This window comes from Saprospiraceae bacterium (assembly GCA_016710235.1).
In the GTDB taxonomy this organism is placed as follows: domain Bacteria; phylum Bacteroidota; class Bacteroidia; order Chitinophagales; family Saprospiraceae; genus Vicinibacter.
In genome coordinates, this window is record JADJLG010000001.1 from 573,553 (window position 1) to 592,430 (window position 18,878).

General features: G+C 36.2%; 13 protein-coding genes. 4 read left to right on the plus strand and 9 right to left on the minus strand.

What is annotated here, in order from left to right; genetic code table 11:
* Positions 1 to 11: 11 nt before the first annotated feature.
* The 3 genes from yaaA to IPI99_02470 form a co-directional block, all read right to left on the minus strand.
* On the minus strand, positions 12 to 791 hold the full coding sequence (yaaA, locus tag IPI99_02460; GenBank protein ID MBK7339371.1) for a peroxide stress protein YaaA: 780 nt from the start codon (positions 789 to 791) through the stop codon (positions 12 to 14).
* 137 nt (positions 792 to 928) lie between these two features.
* Entirely contained in the window at positions 929 to 2,482 is a 1,554-nt protein-coding gene (locus IPI99_02465; protein MBK7339372.1) for a hypothetical protein, read from the minus strand.
* Positions 2,483 to 2,592: 110 nt separating this feature from the next.
* A complete protein-coding gene (locus IPI99_02470) occupies positions 2,593 to 3,993 on the minus strand; it encodes a hypothetical protein (GenBank protein MBK7339373.1) in 1,401 nt (466 codons plus the stop codon).
* Positions 3,994 to 4,170: 177 nt separating this feature from the next.
* Between IPI99_02470 and IPI99_02475 the strand changes: the two genes are divergently transcribed.
* Together IPI99_02475 and IPI99_02480 are read left to right on the plus strand one after the other, a co-directional pair.
* Positions 4,171 to 5,640 carry a proline--tRNA ligase gene (locus IPI99_02475; protein MBK7339374.1) on the plus strand — a complete coding sequence of 490 codons (1,470 nt, stop codon included), beginning with the start codon at positions 4,171 to 4,173 and terminating at the stop codon, positions 5,638 to 5,640.
* 9 nt (positions 5,641 to 5,649) lie between these two features.
* Positions 5,650 to 5,898: a hypothetical protein gene (locus IPI99_02480; protein MBK7339375.1), complete on the plus strand. Its 249-nt coding sequence runs from the start codon at positions 5,650 to 5,652 to the stop codon at positions 5,896 to 5,898.
* Between the two features lie 165 nt (positions 5,899 to 6,063).
* Here IPI99_02480 and IPI99_02485 read toward each other — a convergent pair whose 3' ends face one another.
* Together IPI99_02485 and nhaD are read right to left on the minus strand one after the other, a co-directional pair.
* Positions 6,064 to 7,221, minus strand: coding sequence for a homogentisate 1,2-dioxygenase (locus IPI99_02485; protein ID MBK7339376.1), 1,158 nt, complete (start codon positions 7,219 to 7,221; stop codon positions 6,064 to 6,066).
* Positions 7,222 to 7,281: 60 nt separating this feature from the next.
* Positions 7,282 to 8,550: a sodium:proton antiporter NhaD gene (nhaD, locus tag IPI99_02490; protein ID MBK7339377.1), complete on the minus strand. Its 1,269-nt coding sequence runs from the start codon at positions 8,548 to 8,550 to the stop codon at positions 7,282 to 7,284.
* Between the two features lie 235 nt (positions 8,551 to 8,785).
* On the opposite strand from nhaD, the gene IPI99_02495 reads away from it, so the two are divergent.
* Positions 8,786 to 9,625 carry a TonB family protein gene (locus IPI99_02495; GenBank protein MBK7339378.1) on the plus strand — a complete coding sequence of 280 codons (840 nt, stop codon included), beginning with the start codon at positions 8,786 to 8,788 and terminating at the stop codon, positions 9,623 to 9,625.
* 28 nt (positions 9,626 to 9,653) lie between these two features.
* Positions 9,654 to 10,421 (plus strand): response regulator transcription factor, encoded by a 768-nt coding sequence (locus IPI99_02500; protein ID MBK7339379.1) that lies wholly within the window; start codon positions 9,654 to 9,656, stop codon positions 10,419 to 10,421.
* Between the two features lie 69 nt (positions 10,422 to 10,490).
* Here the strand turns inward: IPI99_02500 and IPI99_02505 are convergent, their stop codons facing one another.
* From IPI99_02505 to IPI99_02520, 4 genes are all read right to left on the minus strand, one after another.
* Positions 10,491 to 13,154, minus strand: a complete 2,664-nt coding sequence (locus IPI99_02505) for a sensor histidine kinase (protein ID MBK7339380.1) — start codon at positions 13,152 to 13,154, stop codon at positions 10,491 to 10,493.
* 4 nt (positions 13,155 to 13,158) lie between these two features.
* Positions 13,159 to 13,707 carry a peptide deformylase gene (def, locus tag IPI99_02510; protein MBK7339381.1) on the minus strand — a complete coding sequence of 183 codons (549 nt, stop codon included), beginning with the start codon at positions 13,705 to 13,707 and terminating at the stop codon, positions 13,159 to 13,161.
* A 10-nt stretch (positions 13,708 to 13,717) separates the two neighbouring features.
* The gene (ruvX, locus tag IPI99_02515; GenBank protein MBK7339382.1) at positions 13,718 to 14,128 is read right to left on the minus strand and encodes a Holliday junction resolvase RuvX; all 411 of its coding nucleotides are present in this window, start codon (positions 14,126 to 14,128) and stop codon (positions 13,718 to 13,720) included.
* 203 nt (positions 14,129 to 14,331) lie between these two features.
* Positions 14,332 to 18,447, minus strand: a complete 4,116-nt coding sequence (locus tag IPI99_02520) for a T9SS type A sorting domain-containing protein (GenBank protein ID MBK7339383.1) — start codon at positions 18,445 to 18,447, stop codon at positions 14,332 to 14,334.
* Positions 18,448 to 18,878: the final 431 nt, after the last annotated feature.

Below are 18,878 nucleotides of genomic sequence, written 5' to 3' on the forward strand. Positions count from 1 at the left end.
TTGACATTATTTTATCTGGTAAAATACCAATTATTCTCGTCTGAAACAGTTGTCTCGAAACGATAACTTTCCAAATCAAATTTTAATAAATCTTCTTTCTTCTTTGCATCTGTGGTTGAGGCAAATCTTAACATCAAACCTCTCGCCTTCTTGGCATTAAAAGATACGAATTGTAATTTTCCATTCCTCTGTTCTCTAAAATGAATATGTATGAGTGGAACGTTAAATTTTTTATTTTCAAGAACCTGAAAATATTCTTGTGATGAAAGATTAATAAGAGCCTGAAATTGATTAGAGTTAATTTCCTCTTGTATAGTATTGTGGATCAGGTCACTCCAATAAGCGACCAAATTTTTTTTTCTACCTACTTTTAAAGATACTCCCATTTCAAGGCGGTATGCTTGAATAGCATCCAATGGTCTGAGAACACCATATAATCCAGATAAAATTCTCAAATGTTGTATGCAATATTTTTGAGCCGTTTCTGGTAACTGTTTGATGTCTAATCCTCTGTAAACGTCGCCGCTAAATGCAAAGATCGCCGGTTTCGAATTGTCCTCTTGAAATTTATCAGACATAACAGAATACCTGTTAACGTTTTCAATGGCTAGTTTTTCTGAAATATCCATTAAACTCATGAGTGCTTTAGGCTTCTTCCTTTTCATAAGCTCTACGATTGGCCAAGCTTGTGCCCACAATGCCGGAATGCTCTCGGATGGAATTGGAGCTTCGCTTTTCATGTCCAGATCTTTGGAAGGTGAGAACAAAAACAGCATGACAAATTTTTGCATAGATAGCCTTTTTTTTGTTATCTACCAAAAATTAAACACCAAACCAAAAGCCGCAATTGAGCATGAAAAGCAGCTATTCTCTGATGATGAACGACCTACACTGTTAAAACATTCGGGATGCCCTTTACATTGGTGAATTAAAATTTCAACACCCAGGAAACTAAAATATTCGACTTCTTCAAATTACGTTTTACTACGGGAGTAAGAGCATCTACAGTGCCATTTCCATCAAAATCAGAGGAACTTGTCAAATAGGGAGCATAACTGTCTTTCAATGAATTCTGTTGGAATCCAAAATCAAAATAAGACTTTTCATATTTTACACCTAATCCTAGTGAATAGGAAAAATTTGTATTTGTATCCTCTTTATAAGGAGAAGAAGTTGCCGCTCCTCCAGCTCTTAATTTTAAACCATGAAATTTCAGTTCTCCACCTAATCTCACAGAAGCAGTTGTCTGATATTGATTTACAATTTGTTCATTCAACAGGCTTTCATAAGCATAATCATCAGTGGAACTACCTTGTCCGGAAAGATTAAATTTCATTTTACTATAATCCGTAAAATCCATATCCAAAGAAATCAGCCCTTTTTCTACAACATATGCTATGGAAGTTGTAATTGAACCCGGGGTTCTGAGATTATATTTGAAGGTGCCATCCGGAGACTGAGAATAATAAGTTTCCTCCACATTATTGTTTTCGAATGTGTAGCTTAGACTTGTGTGAAATTCATCGCGCAACCATAGATATGAAGGAGTACGATAACTAAAACCCCCTCTCCAATGTTCATTAAATTTGTAAATAGCACCAAAACTACCCTGGATTCCGGTAAAGTTTGTAGACAATGAGTCTTCAAAAATAAGCCCTTTGAATGGAGAATATTCATTTAAACTAGATTCTCCTTCCTTGTAGGTTTTGCGTGATCTGTAATTTCCAAATGGCATTTGAATACTCACTCCAAACATTAACTTATCATTGTAGTTTCCACCTACCATAAAGTATAAATCTGAAGCCTTACCCCTTTCGTTTACTAACTGATCTTTCTTCACTGGATAATTTTTAAACTTAATGAAATCAGTAGTATACTCTGTTTTGTTATCATTCAAATTTGGATCAAAAATGGCTCCCGTTTCATATGCTAAGCCAGCCTCAAAATTGTCCAAATTATTTGGATTTATTCCGGCAGGATAATTACCATTTGGGTCTAATGCCAGCTCAAGAAATCTATCTGTAATTGACCCTTGTGATTTACCTGAAAAATAAAATGATTGATTATAATCAGCAGTTTTGTTTAATCCAATCCCTATATTGACGAACTTCCAAGGAGAATTATGCTGTTCTATTGAAAAAACTGCACCCACAGTATTTGCAAAATTGAAAGTCGCGTCTGTAGTTTTAAAATTCCGATTATTGCTTTCTCCATTTGACAATCTGGATTCCACAGTGTAAAAAGGAACATCAACACCTAAGTGATATAAACTATTTCTATACACTCCGATTCCTGCAGGATTTATTGAAATCGCTGAAAAATCTGCACCTAAGGCCCCAACTGCGTTCGATAGTCCTAAAGCTGCTGCCGAACTTGTGCTTCTTCTATCAGAATACCGGTATGCATCCGAAATAGTTTGGCTTTGTGATTCAAAATGATTTAGAATGATTAATATGATAGTAATGAATAGTGATTTTTTCATCTTGTTCTGTTTGATATTTCATCTTTATAAAAAAGGGTAGCAGAATAAAAAACTTATCGACTGCTACCCTTTAATAAACCTACTTATGATTATACAATTATATGAGTCTACTATCTTGGGGATTTTCGACCTGAAGAATTCCCGTTTGAAGAAGAAGAAGAATTACCTGAACTCCTACCTGATGAGGAAGAGTTGCCTGAACTTCTTGAACTCCCTCTATCTGAATCTCCAAAGCTACTTGACCTTGAACTTTCTTTCAAAAAATTGAAAGAACCTCTTGAAGAATTTCGGCCTTCATTTATGGAACCATCTCTATCCCTCTTTTCTTTAAATTGATCATTATTGTTTGAACGTTCATTTGGCCTTTCTTTTCTTTCAAAACGGCCAGGTTTCTCTTGTTGAAAAGATCTGTTATCCATGTAATCGTTATTATTTTGCTCTACAGAGCCAGATTGAAATTTTCTTGGTGTGGACCTGTCTGAAGGAGATATTCCCCTTTCATTATTAGACCCATTCGGTCTGGTGGAAGGAGAACTGTTGTCAGATTCCATTTTGCGTCTTGGTGATTGTCCACTTGATGGCGAATCCCCTGATTCCCGATGAGGATCTATTTGAGATGGTTCTGAATTTCGATACTTTTCGTTTACCCTCGGGCTGACTCTTGAACCTGATCCGTCTTCAGAGCCTGTATTCGAAGGTTTCACTTCCCGACCTCCATCCACAGAAATTATTTTTCGGGGTGTTGACCTTCCATTATCAGGGCTGACGCCTCCACCTGTTGCTTTCCTAGGGTTGAATTCAGGCCCGCTCACTCTAACAGGTCCAGAACCAGATCCGGAATAAAATCCATTTCGTCTACTTCCGTAATAGCTTCCCTTTGGATTTCTATTATGATCCCAGTTATCATTAGAGTTATAGTGATGGTTGCCATAATATCCACCATAATGCGGACTATACCAATCATTGTAAAATGACCAACCAAAACCGCAATGGTTATTGTAATAATATGGGTTGTAATAATATCTGTAACTCACGGTATAAGGAGAAAAGCCCCAATACCAATCAAAATGATTCCAATAGCTGTACGCATCCCAATTATTGTATCTTGACCATCTTCTCCATCTCCAATAGTCAGAATATCCGGTATTGTACGAGTAATAAATATCTCGGTCAAAAAGCCATGGATCATATCTGTACGGATCATAATAGTAAGGATTCACAAAACAAGGATCATAGTAATCAAATCCATTGTAAGGCCTGTGAAATCGCTTGATTCTGGATGCGTAGTAATAATCCTGATCTTCGATATCAGCATACTCGTCATCAAAATCTTTTTCGTCATAAGATATTGGTTCTTGATCCTCCTTCGTATTGGCATAATCCGTATTGATGCTTCGATCGTAGGAGTTTTGATTGTCTTGAGGGTCGTAATAAGCATCGTCAAACTGTGCTTGGACAACCGTCATTAAACCAACCAAGGTAAAAGCGGATAAAATTAGTTTTCGTAACATTTTTCTTTTATTTCTACTGTTATGACTGCAATTTAAGACGGAAGTTAACTGTGTTTTGTTAAAATGTATTTAAAATTTATTAGGACTTCGTTAAAACATGTTTCTATCCTTTCTTTAACGCTTAAATCCTATTTATCTGCTTTTGACTACCTTTGCCTCACTACTAATCAATAGTTTATGGCAAAAGCGATCAGCTCACGCAGTGAGGATTACAGTCAATGGTACAATGACATCGTCTACCGAGCAGGTCTGGCCGACCAATCAGCCGTTAGAGGATGTATGGTGATCAAACCACACGGGTACGCGCTATGGGAAAATATTAGAGATATCTTAGATAAAATGTTCAAAGAAACCGGACATGTCAATGCATATTTTCCACTTTTTGTACCAAAAAACCTGTTTGAAGCAGAAGAAAAAAATGCTGAAGGATTCGCCAAAGAATGTGCTGTTGTAACACACTATAGGCTTAAAAACAATCCTGAACACCCGGGCAAATTGATGGCTGATCCCGAAGCAAAATTGGATGAAGAGCTGGTGGTTCGACCTACCTCAGAAGCCATCATATGGAATACATATAGAGATTGGATTCAATCTTATCGCGATCTACCAATCTTGATTAATCAATGGGCCAATGTGGTCAGATGGGAAATGAGAACTCGACCATTTTTGAGAACTACCGAATTTCTTTGGCAAGAAGGTCACACAGCGCATGCATCCAAGGAGGAAGCAATGCAGGAGGCTGCGAAAATGCATGAAATTTATACACGATTCGCAGAAGATTACATGGCGATGCCTGTCATCAAAGGGGCAAAAACGGAAAATGAAAGATTTGCCGGTGCCGACGATACATTTACTATTGAGGCAATGATGCAAGATGGTAAAGCTTTGCAAGCGGGCACCTCCCATTACTTGGGTCAGAATTTTGCAATTGCCTTCAACGTAAAATTTTTGAATGAACTGAACAAAGAGGAATTTGTATACGCTACTTCATGGGGAGTTTCTACAAGATTGATTGGTGCATTGGTGATGAGTCACTCGGATGATGATGGCTTGGTTTTACCGCCGAAATTGGCGCCAATACAGGTAGTTCTTATTCCAATCCCTAAACCGGATCCTGTAATCAATGAACTTGCTCACAAAATCATGAACTCTTTAAAAACAAAAGGGATCAAGGTGGTATTTGACCAAGATGAAAAAAACAGGCCTGGCTTTAAATTTGCTGAATATGAACTAAAGGGTGTACCTGTAAGAATTGGTATCGGTCTCCGAGACATTGAACAAGGAGTCGTAGAAGTAGCACGCCGCGACACAAAGGAAAAAAAATCTGTTTCAATTGATGAGATTGATCATTATGTAATCAACTTGCTTGATGATATACAAAACAATTTATTTTCACGAGCAAAAAAACTCCGGGAAGACAATACGCATATAGTTGACGAATGGAGTGAATTTGAAAACATCATGGAAACCAAACCCGGCTTTATCTATGCGCATTGGGATGGCACTACCGAAACTGAACTTGCCATAAAAGAAAAAACAAAAGCTACTATTCGATGCATACCTGAAGATTCGAAAACTGAACCGGGAAAATGTATTTTTTCAGGTAAGCCATCTTCGAGAAGAGTGTTATTTGCAAAAGCTTATTAATTATTTATTATGACTAAATTTATATCCATCTTTGCCTCAATTGTTATTGGTACTTTCGTGTTTTCCATGGTTTCTTGCAAGCCTTCAAAACCTGCAAATAAAATAGAATCTCAAGATCTTACCGGACCGGAATACTTATCAGCATTCATTTGTCCAATGCATTGTAAAGGAAGCGGCAGTGATCATCCTGGGGAATGTCCGGTTTGTCATATGCCTTTGGAAAAGAACGAAAACTTTAAAACAGATTCAATTAAATAGGACCATATATCACTTTTCTGATATATAGGTGCATGGATTTTGGTCCTATTGGTGCATATTTATCTTATTGAAAATGATGTACTGAGCACCATTTTTGCAAAAAAGAAAACAAATCTGAAACTGATTTCTATATCAGAGAATATGGCTTTTACCTAGAGGAATAAATCATTTGGTTAACCAACTCAGGTAGTAGTCTTTATCTTCAACAATTGAAGCGTATTCTGTCATCAACAGAGGCTTAAAAGTATCCACCATTACTGCCAATTCTCGTGTTTCTTTAGCTCCAATACTCTTTTCTACAGTTCCAGGATGTGGTCCGTGTGGAATTCCTCCAGGATGCAGGGTAATCATCCCACGCTCTACATGCTTCCGACTCATGAAATCACCATCAACATAATATAATACCTCATCGCTGTCAATATTACTGTGATTATAAGGAGCGGGAATAGCCAATGGATGATAATCAAACAATCGTGGAACAAAGGAACAAATTACAAAATTCCTTCCATCAAAAGTTTGATGAACGGGAGGAGGTTGATGTACTCGACCAGTAATTGGCTCGAAATCGTGAATTGATAAAGCATAAGGATATACAAACCCATCCCAACCTATGACATCGAATGGGTGGTTGAGATAATGGTATGGATAAATGTAATCTTGTTTTTTGATAAATACTTTAAAATTACCCTGCTCATCGAAAGTCTCAAGTATCTCAGGTTTTCTGATATCCCGTTCACAATAAGGAGAGTGTTCCAATAATTGTCCAAAGTCATTTCTATACCTTTTAGGAAAAGTGACAGGACCAGTAGATTCAACTATAAATAAACGATTGTTATTATCATGAAAATGGAGTTGATAAATAGTACCTCTCGGAATGACAATATAATCTCCATAAGAAAAAGAAAGATTCCCATACATCGATTTTAAAATACCACTTCCTTCATGAATAAAAATAACTTCATCTGCATCAGCATTCTTAAAATAATAGTCTGTTACGGATTCAAGTGGCGCAGCTAACGATATTTTACAATCATCATTTACTAAAACCGGTTTCCTGGAGTTCAAATAATCTTTCTCCGGTGAGATATTAAATCCTTTTAAACAGCGATGCTTCAATTGTTTATCATGTACTAATTTTGGGGCCACACTATAAGGATCATCTACCTGAACGATCTGTGTGGGTGCATTACAATGATATAGTAAAGAATATAAATCTGAAAAGCCTTCAGTTGAAAATAGCTGTTCTTCATAAAGCCTTCCATCAGGTTTGCGGAATTGCGTGTGCCGCTTATGAGGTAATTTTCCCAATTTATAATAATGCATATAAAATATTTATACCAAAGGTAAATAATGTAATGCAACAACACAATTAAAAATTCTGCTTCAATAGAATATGTTGAATTGGAGTGCTATGACTAAAATCCCTGCCAAAAAAGAAACTAAAGCAATAATACTTACATTTTTCAAATACCAAAGAAAATCAACTTTGACCAATCCCATTACTGCAACTCCCGCCGCAGAACCAACAATCAGACAGCTGCCACCAGTACCTGCAGCATACGCCAACAAATGCCAAAAATAATCATCCTGCGGGTATCTACCAATCGGATACATCCCCTGACATGCAGCTACAAGAGGTACATTGTCGACAACAGCTGAAATCAATCCGATCAGAGTGCCATTGGCGGTTACATTTGGAACATGTTGATCCAAACTATTTGCGATAATCTTCAGGCTTCCGACGGTTTCTAAACTTGAAATTGCGAGAAGAATTCCAAGAAAAAATAAAATACTTGGAGTATCAATTTTTCGCAATGCATGGTTGATCGATAATAATCCTTTCTCGGCATCACCTTTTCCTCTATGCATTATTTCAGTAACAATCCAAACCAATGACAATGAAAACAACATCCCCATATATGGTGGCAAATGTGTTATAGATTTAAAAACCGGAACAAACAAGATAGAACCAAGACCCAAGAAAAAAATTAAATTTCTATCATAAATCGAAATACTTCCATTTTGATTTCCGTGCTTGAATTCGATACTGCCTTTAAACTTCCTGGCCACCAAAGCCGTAGCTACAATAGCGCTCACTAAAGCTGCAGGAAATACCGCCAAAATAATCTCTCTAGTTGTGATTTGATTTTCTATCCAAAGCATTGTAGTAGTTACATCTCCTACAGGGCTCCAGGCTCCTCCTGCATTAGCGGATATAATAATCAAGCCACACAGCAACCATAGCTCCCTGCGATTTTCAATCATTTTTGAGCTGAGTGTGGTCATCACAATAGCAGTAGTAAGATTATCGAGCACCGCAGACAGAAAAAAAGCAATAACTGAAATTAGCCAAACGAAGCGGTTTTTATCTTTTATTTTAATTCTCTCAATGATGAAGTGAAAGCCATCATGAGCATCAATTAACTCAACGATAGTCATTGCACCCAACAGAAAAAAAAGTATTCCAGAAATCGAACCTAAATGATCTACCAAAATTTGGTTCACATCAGAATATTCTTCTGACATCATAATGAATACCCAACAAACTACTCCGGTTAAAATAGCAACAGAAGCTTTGTTTATCCCCAGTTTATTTTCAAAAACTATGAACAAGTACCCTAGTACAAAAACAAATATTAATGCATCTACCATAAGTATGCAAATTTAGATTTTTAACAAACAAGTAGTAACTTTTCACTATCACCAACCACTAAAATTAATTATGAATGAAATCTTTATAAGATTATGGACTATCCAAAGCCCCCTACATGAAATTCTTCCAGCTGAAAACTACAATATTCTCAATGATCGCGCTTGCTGATTTCTAAGAATTAATAAAAAGCAAGTAATTTTACGCTTGTGAGTACGTTTATGTTGCCATATTAATATGCTTTTGGCTAAAATATATCAATTTTTTTCACAGTTTCCATTGGATCAAGACAGTTGGATGGATTTGGTATTTCAATTCCGAAACCAAAAGTATGGAGCTTATGCACTCAGACGAGCATATAAAAAGCGCATGAGTATTGGCTTTTCTGCTTCGATTATCCTTGTACTCATTGTTACTCTATGGCCCAAAATAAGCTCTCTTTTTTCTCCAAATGAGTACTTTGAAGTAAGAGAAATAAATTTAGATCCTTTCTCGCCTACCACAGCACCTCTTAACCTTCCCGGTCCTCCATTACATCCTCTTCCTAAAATTGCCAATAGTTCAGTAAAAGCACATGTCTCGACAAAATCAGATAAAACTCCTCAAATTGTTAAAGAAGACGTTCCTGTCGTAGCAGCAAAGGAGTTAAACACTCAGAGTCCATCCACAGATTCGACAATGAAATCAAATTCCAGTCAATCAGAAAATACAAATAATACTTCCTCATCCAATCCTGGTGGTTCATCTACAACAAGTTCAGATGCACCATTCAAATTTGTTGACATAATGCCCCAGTTTCCGGGTGGAACGAGGAAAATGCAGGATTTTATTCGAACTAACCTCAGATATCCTCCCAGTGCAGTACAAAACCTAGTTTATGGTATAGTAGTAGTCGGCTTTATCGTGGATCCAGAGGGTACCATCAAAGACCCAAAGATTGTAAAAAGCCTCTCGAGGGAATGCGATTTTGAGGCTCTCCGAGTTGTTAAAGCAATGCCAGATTGGATTCCGGGCAAACATCACGGAAGCGCCGTGAGTGTTCAGTTTCGGCTACCCATTGAGTTCCAGTTAAGGTAAAATCACAACTTTAGTAGGAATCGTAAGTTTGGCACTGATATTGTGGGTAGATACAATTTACCACTCGTTGCAAGTCAATCTGTTAGGTACTTTAGTGTCAGTTACTTCTAAATATAAAGCTTTAATCATAGATGATGATCCATTGCTCGGAGATCTACTCAAACACTTCTGCAATAAGAGTAATAAATTTTTATATGCAACCCATGTTACTACCGGGAAAGAAGGATTAAGAACCTTGCTATCAGGTGAATTCAATATTCTATTTCTTGATTACAATTTACCCGATATGAAAGGAAAGGATTTTTTAGAATTCCTGCAAGGCAATATTCCAGTGATCATGATCACTTCATCAGATGATTTTGCTGCCAAAAGTTATGACTACGAAATCATCAAAGATTATATGCTAAAACCATTATCCTTTGATAGATTTCTCAAATCAATGGCCAAAATTGACACACAATCGACTATAGAAAACCAAGAAAATTCTGATGATTTTTTTTATATTAAGGATGGAAATAAATATGTCAGAATTATTTTTGACCAAATTCTTTTCGTTAGATCAGAATCAAACTATGTGACTTTTATATTACCTAATAACCAACACATGGCATTGATGAATTTGAAAGATCTTGAACAAAAGCTTCCCAAGCAGTTTATCAGAATACATAGATCGTATATTATAAACAAAAACAAAATTTCATTTCTTACCACTGAAGAAGTGACTATTGGGACACATGTCATTCCAATCGGTGATAAATACAAACTTCAAGTAATTAATTCCTTACAACAACTATAAGAACTCAAATTAGTCCTAACTATATAGTTAAGCATTTAATCTGCACCTACTTGATTTCACATTCCAAGATTAAACAATAATATCATTGCGGTATTGCCGCATGCATTCTAGTATATAATTAATTCTAGTCTCCAATTCCATCCTCATACTTTGGGCTTCCTGACCATGCTTTATTGTCTCCATTATCCGCAATAATAAACCATGAAGTTGATTCAAATGAAATTTTCTAAAGGAGTTTACCATCCTGTGTTCCAAATTCACCAAAGCTTCTGAATTTCCATCCTTGATCGCCTGCATGAGATCAAGAGCCGTCTTCTCCCATTCAGTCACTACACTATTCATCGCATTTTTAATCAATGCTGGATTATTATCATAATCAATAGTAAAATCATACCATTGCGGCTCTTCCCACAAATTTTCTACATATAATTGTCTGAGCTGATCCAGAACCTCTTGAATCCTGACTGGTTTCTGAAATTTAAACTTAAACTTAAAAGTCAAAGTTTCAGGTAATTGATCTATATCAAATCCACTCACTAAAATCCAATCTAATTCTTTATAAATTGCAGTATTACTTCCTTTTGCAAGTTCGGAAATATTCATTTGTCCAATCTTATAATCGGTAATAATAAGATCGATTATTTTCCATTCTTCCTCATTCCACTCTACAGGAAAATAATCAAGACAAACTACTTTTTTAAACTTGTCAGAAAGCTGATACTTATATGCTTCCAACTGGATGACATCATCATCTATGCACAGTACATTCTTTTGAATAAATGTTAAATCATTGCTGCCTTTGGGAAACACTTGATTTTCCCGTCTTTGCCAATCCAGAATGAGCTCAAATAAAAATTCGGAACCTTGGTTGACCTCTGAATAAACCTTGACTTTGCTCGACATAAGGTCAAGCAATCCTGTTACGATAGACAATCCTAAGCCTGTACTGCTTTTAAACAAAATATTATTGTCAGTATCCAAATATTCATGCCTATTGAAAATTCGTACAAGATCCTTTTCTAGTATTCCTGGCCCTGAATCTTTTACGATAAACACAAACGAGTGTTCATCCTTCACTCGACAAATTAATTTTACAGAACCTTTTGGAGGAGTGAATTTTATAGCATTCTGAATTAAATTAGCCAAAACCTGATAAACTCTGAGTTGGTCAATCCAAACCCATATCTTAGAATCCAATCCATCCGATTCCAAGCTGATTTTAATTTGTTTTTCGGAAGCAAAAAATAAGTAACTTTTTACCAGGTCCTCTAATAAATCTTTCAGATTTACCCATTGCGGTCGTAGATGAATCTGCTTATTTCGAACCTTTGTATACTCCAGAACATCACTTACTAATGCTTGCAATTGCTGCGTTGAAAACTGAATTGTTCGCAATAATGAACTTTGATCTTGACGTGGTTGATTTTTGGACAATACATCCACAAGACCCATAATAGAATGAACCGGGTTTCTAATCTCATGGCTAAAATTTTCGATAAACTCTTGCTTTGCCGCATTTGCATCCTGCGCTTCTTTTTTTGCAAGAGTGATTGAAGCCATATTCTGGTTTATCTTCTGTGTAAGTTCCACAAATTTTCTGGATAAAATACCAATTTCATCTTGACGATTAATAATATTACCATTAATTTCATATGACTTAGAATACTCAACGATATCATCTGTAATAGCATTTAGTTCGGAGGCTTGTTTACGCATCCACCACCAGGCAATACCCATAAATATCATAACACCAAACAAACCTAATGCAAGCACTTCCCATTTCCACAAAGTAAAATCTTTCAATAAGCTTGCTTTTTCAACCTGTATGACAGAGTAGCAATTGTAATTTGCTCTGAAAGATTCCAATTTTGTCAAATTGTAGAAAAAATCTTTATCCAGATAACGGCTTTCAGCATTTTCATACTTTGAATTTACCGATCCATCTATTAGAAAAGCTGGAATCAAGTCATTGATAGAAGCGGACAATCCATACTCAAATGCAAATGCTTTCGCAGAGTCAGGGTGAATTAAAAAATCACCTCTTGAATTGATGAGAAAGAGATGAAATTCACCTCTGGTCATTTGCTTCAATTCTGCAAACAATCCCCTCAAATCAACATTGATAATTACAATGCCAAATAAAATTCCGTCTAAATACAATGGAGATGCAGCTCTTATAGTTGGCGTTCGTGGTAATGTAATTTGGTTATATTCTTTATTCAGGTCAATTTCGGAAAAATAAATTTCTCCTTCCTTCAGTAATGTAGATTCAGTATAATAATTTCGCTCTCCTTTTACCTGAAGTTCGTTGTCTTTATAAATTCTGATCAAACTATCTACTCTATCTACTCTTATTTGCTCCTTTCCACCCTGTTCCTTTCCTATGAGTCGTAGCTGGCTATAATATGGTTTAGCGGTTAGCAATGCCTCGAACTCAGTCTGTACAAGTGATTTCCTTTCTACAGAATGGGATGATGACCATCCCTGTATATAATTAAAAATTGTAGGACTTCTCGATAAATACCTGATATCTTGACGAACATTCTCCAGGTAGCCATCAATTTTCTGTCTCATCAAAATTCCGGTATGATGTATACTTTGCTCCGAATTTGACAAAACGAATCTTTGGCTAAGTTTGTAAACTATTAGACCAATAAAAATGCTTGAAGACAGTATAAGAAAAAGATAAACTAATGCATTTTTTGTAGCTAACGAAAAAGCTCGATACCACATGTCATTACTGTTTGATTGGATACTTTGCCTCAAACAACCCGCGTCTTATTTTATCTAGTTTTTTCTGCAATATCTGTTTCCTGAAATTACTGAGATGATCTACAAATAATACCCCTTCTATGTGGTCATATTCATGTTGAATGACTCTTGCATTCATTTCATTAAAAACTTCAGTGTGTTGATTAAAGTGCGCATCAAAATAAGTTATTTTGACATGCGTTTGTCTACTGATTTCCGCATGTATCCCCGGAATACTTAAACATCCTTCTTCATAGTTCCATTCTTTTCCATATTCTTCATCAATTATCGGATTGATGAAGACTTTTTGAATGTGATTATCCATTTTGCGATCCTCATAATATGGCTTGGTGTCCACCACAAACAATCTGATAGACAATCCAATTTGTGGTGCTGCCAGACCGACTCCTTTTGCAAAGTTCATTGTGTCCCACATATTCTGAATCAATTGTGGAAGATCCGGATAATCTTGATCAATGTCATTTGCAACTTGCTTAAGTACCGGATGCCCGTATAAATATATTGGTAAAACCATTTTATATTTTTTAAATATGTCCTAAATACTGTTGAAGCATAATCACTGCACTTACTTTATCTATTTCAGCTTTATCTCTCCTGTCTTTTTTCTTAACTCCACCCTCTATCAAAATACTCTTCGCTCTTACTGAAGTAAATTGCTCATCAATTTCTATTACAGGTATTTCAGGATAATCTGCATTAAATTTTTTTACAAATTTTCTAATATCAGCAGCTAAGTAGGTCTCTGTACCATCTTTATGAATAGGCATGCCCACAAACATTTTCTCGATCTGTTCTTTTTGAACATAATTTCGGATATAATCAAATAGGTCTGGCGTCGAAACAGTCTCCAATCCTTGAACGATGATCTGAAGAGGATCGGTCACGGCGATACCACATCGCTTCGATCCATAATCTATACAAATCAATCTTGGCATATTTCAAAAGCAAATTTAAAGATTAATTCCCACAGTTATTTTAGAATTGAAATGATTCATCATTTTGCTTAAAAAAACACAATAACAATTTCAAAATGATTATCCATTCAAACTCCAATAAAAAAAGAACCCCCTCCAACCTTTGTTGAAGAGGGGTCCCATCCCAAAAACAGTAAACTCTTTAGAACAAAACGAATTTAGCCTTACTGGATAACCAACATTCTCCTCGTAGCGGAATATCCTTCTGCATCCAATTGATAGAACAAGATGCCGGTAACTCCTAACTGTGAGTTGTTGACTCGAACACTATTGTAACCTTTCACAGTATTGACCTCTTTCACGAAGAGAACTTTTCCTGTCAAGTCATAAATTGAAAGTGTTGCTTTAGCTGCTTTAGGCACTTCAAAGCCTATTACAGTATTGTCAGAGAATGGGTTCGGATTATTTTGATATAGTACGATACCGTTATCAGATATGATTCCATTATCAGATCTGAAACTTAGACGGACATCTTTTTCAATTAAATTCTGGTCATAAGCCTCAGCCGTAGTTATTGCTGAGTTCATGTGAATGCTTTGAGATAATGTGCTTGTCGAAAGAGCCTTTAATACAATTGTAAATAATTTATCTGAAGATTTAACTTGGACAGATTCAAAAGCATTCCAGCTTACCGTGATGAATCCATTATCCATTTGTGTTAATCCTAGATTGTCTTTATTCAAATTACAAACTCCGGCGATCATATCGACAAATTCAACTTTGGTTGGATCGATTTGAATTGTGAACTGATATCCTGAAAGATTTTCAGTTTTCTCACAATTTACCGGAATCTCAATTAAGTCTCCTTTATTGTATTTTACATCATCTACGATCAAGTTTAGCTGCTCGCGTGTTCTACCAGAAGCTGTGTTGAACAAGTTAGCATTAACTGTTTCATTCAAGTCCCCGATTTTCACACCGTTGAAGTTAATCACCATACTCTTCTCGAATGGACTGATGATATAGTTTCTAGGATATGGTTCTTTCAACACTTCATCTCTGTATGCTGAAGTCATATCAGTTGTAAACTTGTATGATGCATCGATGAATGCCCATGATCCGTTATTCTTGAATTGAGTAGTAATACCAAGTATTAATTTTCTCAATTCAGAGATGTCAGATGAGGTAATGGTTTTATTGTTATTGACATCGGCAGCAATTATTTTATATGGATCTTCCAAATAACTAATTCCTAAGATGTGCTTTTGAATTTTAACAATATCTGCTGTAGAAACGCCATTCAAATAATCATTATCCTTAGCCGGAACTACTGTATAAGTAGATTTTCCATAAGGCATGTTGGTGAACGCATATTGACCATTTGCGCTAGTTTTAGTTCCAGCAACATTTGAACCTTCTAACTCAACTTCAACGCTGTTTACACCTGTTCTCGTACCGCCGGAAGTAGTAATCAATCCCGACACAGTTCCATTTCCTAAGTTATCTTCACAAGCTTTGTTATTATCTTGTACATCGATGAATGTTCTACAGAAAGATTGAATTCCTGTCACTACATCTGTCACCCATAAATCAACATTGTGTTGTGCAGCAGGACAAGTGAATGTCAATGATTTAACAGTTGTATCACTTGAGAAGCTCAAAGTAATTCTGTTTCCACATGAATGATAAGATCCTTGATCCACATCACTCGCCCATACTGTGATCATTGCTGTATCTACTGTACCATTTCCATCTAAGTCCATCGGCATCAGATCTATCGCGACCCCATTGATACAATAAGGAGTAGGTGCTTTGCAGTTCATCACCGTAAAGTTTCTCTCACGGGCTACTTTGTTTCCGCACTTGTCTTCGAACACATACTTGATGCGGTGATTACCCAATTTGTATCTTCCGGAAGCATCAATAGAACCGCCAACGCCTGAACGAATTATGTCGTATGTACCGTTTCGATCCAAATCTACCAGATACTCCCATATCAATTCATTAGTTGGTGTACAGTCATCCGTTGCAGTTGCTGTCAATACTACAGGTCCCGAAGTACAACTATCATAAGTACAGAATGTAGTATCTGTAAGCCTTGCAGTGATTACAGGATCTACTAAATTGTTTACTTTTATTACTTGAACGTGAGTTGCAGTTGCATATTCATAATTGTGCGTTACAGTGTTGTAATTAAATTGACACCAGTCAAGTGCTTTCCACGTACGCAATATTTTATAACATGCATCTCCACCATTTACTATTCTGAATAAATCATCTTTATAGCTATATCCCAACAAGTCACATTTATCTTCATCGTGAGCTGATGGTCTACCCATTCTGTCTGGTGTAAGTGATGCCGGATCGAAGCACATAGTCAAAGTAGTATCTTTCGGCCATACTATGCTATCCCATCTGAATGGGTGGTAGTTAAAGAATGTAATTGTTTGTTTGCAAGTATCTACGCCGTTGCGATCAGCGACAATCCAATATCGGATAATATCTCCTACATTACATTGTGTTCGTTTGTCTTCATAATACTTTCTGATGGTAAAATCACAATTGTCATAAGCCCAACCATCATGAAAATGCAATACAGAATCTTTTGTCCAATCATAACCTTTGTAACGAATTGTTCTTACGTTATTCAAATAGGCTGAGTCTGTTTGTATCTCTCCAAATACTGTAAGATCATTGAGATCAAAATGATAATCACATGCTACAGTAAGATTAGTTGGTGAAGTACAACGAGGTTTGATTTTATCCTGCACTTCAACTTGTACCATGCAGTCATTAGCATTACCGTGTTTGTCTTTCACGCGGAATACCACAGTGATTCTTTTCCCAACATCATCACAACAGAACTCAACATATGGTTTGAATACTTCAGGTAATATGTCAGCGTCGCAAGGACTTTCATCCATTCTCCTGACTAACATAGAATCTATATGACAATCATCATATGAACCGTCATCAAATGTTGTAGCATAAACATGTGTGATAGGATCGATAGAAAGTGAAACAACAGTTTCACGATCACAAATTGCAACAGGAGCGGTGTGATCTTCTACTGTAATAATCATTGTATCAGATGATTCATTATAACATGCATCATATGCACGATATATGATTGTGTCTCTACCCACAGGGAGTTTTACAGTACCACCATTTTGATTTTTCAAAATACCACCAGGATAGACAACGTCTACTTTGATTGCTGAACGGCAGCTATCAAAAACGATTGCTGGAGGAATGGTTACAGTTGCTTCGCATTTGTATCCACCATCTGTTGTTGTGGTAAAATCATACGGCGCGTGTACATATGGAGCTTCACGATCCACGATTTCTATTAATTGAGGACATGATCTCACGATTTCAGTGTTGCACCACCATTCTCTGATAGTCCATGCACGCATATATTTGTGAACACATCCAATAATACCAAGGTCGATATCTTCGTATGTCACACCAATGTTGCAATAGATATCCTGAACTGGCCACAATTTAATTGTATCCACATCAACAGGTGCTTTTGAAACTGTATCTCTGTATTGAGGCACACCAGTATAATCCGGATGAGGATGCCCATTTCTATCTAATGGAATTCTATTGTAATTAATATCCTTACAAGCAATTGGACAATTCAACAATGGGTGAATTGGGTCATATACCCAGTTCTTTGGGCAGATAACTTTTGCCGTATCAAATCTTTTTAATAATATTGTATCATAACACATTGGAGAAGTATTGCCATAAATATCACGAGCAATATATCTTCTGACAATTTGTTTAATAAAGCTTGGATTACAATTCAAAGGTTGAATTAGCTCATCTACTAAAAGAACAGTATCCAATCCACAACCATCAGTTGCAGTTGGAACAAATTTTGATGCAGCAAAGCAAGGAATAGTGTCACGACCACACTCTATAACAGGAGCAAGTTTGTCTTCAATTTTAATGTCTCCCCAACATTTGTTGCCGGAAATCTTGTCTTTGATTTCAACTTGCAAAGTTTGGCCAACGTATAAGCCAGTTACAACATCACCTGTTGGTATTGGAATCTTATACTTCAACACTTTTACCTCATACTGAGCACCAGGACACAATGTCATCGTGTCATTCAGTATCATTGAAGGTGTAATTCTCGCCTGACAATTTTGGTCGAGAGAAATTTGTGTCAATCCATTACATGCTAAAGAGCACTGAGCGTTGACGGATTGTGAATTTATCACAATTAAAAATACAGTGAGAATGGACAGTGCAGATCGAACTGAATCAATCAATGCATTGCGCGTTTTGGATTTGGACGTTGTACTCGTTTTCCCCATGAGATCCTCCATTGAATGTTTTTAAAAAATTGTTTAATACATATTTGAACTCTCTCAGACACCATGTCTGAAAAAGTGGTTTTCAAAAACAAATTCTGTAGAAATTGAAATCGCTCAGTCCTCTGGTTAAGATAGACAAAGCTAAATTCAGACCACAGTTTGTGGATCTAAAATCATTCGAAGGTTAAAGGTTAGGTTGATAGAGCTGAATTGCTCGTTCTAGAGAAGGTCTATTAGATTGGGTCGGGATAAATCTTACGCAAAGGTAAAAAACATATTAAGATTTCCAAATATTTGTAAAATATTTTTTTGCTACAATTTACAAATATTGAATTCTCTTCATATGTGACGCAAAGATGACATATTAAATAATATCTATATATAATCTTATTGGTGTATTTTTTGTATTAGACTATTTCGTAATGTATAATTAATTGAAAATG